Origin of the sequence: Klebsiella sp. C239, from assembly GCF_048822715.1 — a bacterium.
In the GTDB taxonomy this organism is placed as follows: domain Bacteria; phylum Pseudomonadota; class Gammaproteobacteria; order Enterobacterales; family Enterobacteriaceae; genus Klebsiella; species Klebsiella quasipneumoniae.
Map to the genome: position 1 here is coordinate 1 of NZ_JBMEZK010000039.1, position 1,573 is coordinate 1,573.

1 rRNA gene is annotated in these 1,573 nt (G+C 54.3%); it reads right to left on the reverse strand.

Annotated elements, in window-relative coordinates:
- Positions 1–20: 20 nt before the first annotated feature.
- A 16S ribosomal RNA gene (locus tag ACOI6Z_RS27430) occupies positions 21–1,560 on the reverse strand.
- Between the last annotated feature and the right edge of the window lie 13 nt (positions 1,561–1,573).

Below are 1,573 nucleotides of genomic sequence, written 5' to 3' on the forward strand. Positions count from 1 at the left end.
CAAAGGCAGGTTCTTTAAGGTAAGGAGGTGATCCAACCGCAGGTTCCCCTACGGTTACCTTGTTACGACTTCACCCCAGTCATGAATCACAAAGTGGTAAGCGCCCTCCCGAAGGTTAAGCTACCTACTTCTTTTGCAACCCACTCCCATGGTGTGACGGGCGGTGTGTACAAGGCCCGGGAACGTATTCACCGTAGCATTCTGATCTACGATTACTAGCGATTCCGACTTCATGGAGTCGAGTTGCAGACTCCAATCCGGACTACGACATACTTTATGAGGTCCGCTTGCTCTCGCGAGGTCGCTTCTCTTTGTATATGCCATTGTAGCACGTGTGTAGCCCTGGTCGTAAGGGCCATGATGACTTGACGTCATCCCCACCTTCCTCCAGTTTATCACTGGCAGTCTCCTTTGAGTTCCCGGCCGGACCGCTGGCAACAAAGGATAAGGGTTGCGCTCGTTGCGGGACTTAACCCAACATTTCACAACACGAGCTGACGACAGCCATGCAGCACCTGTCTCACAGTTCCCGAAGGCACCAAAGCATCTCTGCTAAGTTCTGTGGATGTCAAGACCAGGTAAGGTTCTTCGCGTTGCATCGAATTAAACCACATGCTCCACCGCTTGTGCGGGCCCCCGTCAATTCATTTGAGTTTTAACCTTGCGGCCGTACTCCCCAGGCGGTCGATTTAACGCGTTAGCTCCGGAAGCCACGCCTCAAGGGCACAACCTCCAAATCGACATCGTTTACGGCGTGGACTACCAGGGTATCTAATCCTGTTTGCTCCCCACGCTTTCGCACCTGAGCGTCAGTCTTTGTCCAGGGGGCCGCCTTCGCCACCGGTATTCCTCCAGATCTCTACGCATTTCACCGCTACACCTGGAATTCTACCCCCCTCTACAAGACTCTAGCCTGCCAGTTTCGAATGCAGTTCCCAGGTTGAGCCCGGGGATTTCACATCCGACTTGACAGACCGCCTGCGTGCGCTTTACGCCCAGTAATTCCGATTAACGCTTGCACCCTCCGTATTACCGCGGCTGCTGGCACGGAGTTAGCCGGTGCTTCTTCTGCGGGTAACGTCAATCGACAAGGTTATTAACCTTATCGCCTTCCTCCCCGCTGAAAGTGCTTTACAACCCGAAGGCCTTCTTCACACACGCGGCATGGCTGCATCAGGCTTGCGCCCATTGTGCAATATTCCCCACTGCTGCCTCCCGTAGGAGTCTGGACCGTGTCTCAGTTCCAGTGTGGCTGGTCATCCTCTCAGACCAGCTAGGGATCGTCGCCTAGGTGAGCCGTTACCCCACCTACTAGCTAATCCCATCTGGGCACATCTGATGGCATGAGGCCCGAAGGTCCCCCACTTTGGTCTTGCGACGTTATGCGGTATTAGCTACCGTTTCCAGTAGTTATCCCCCTCCATCAGGCAGTTTCCCAGACATTACTCACCCGTCCGCCGCTCGTCACCCGAGAGCAAGCTCTCTGTGCTACCGCTCGACTTGCATGTGTTAGGCCTGCCGCCAGCGTTCAATCTGAGCCATGATCAAACTCTTCAATTTAAGTTTGATGCTC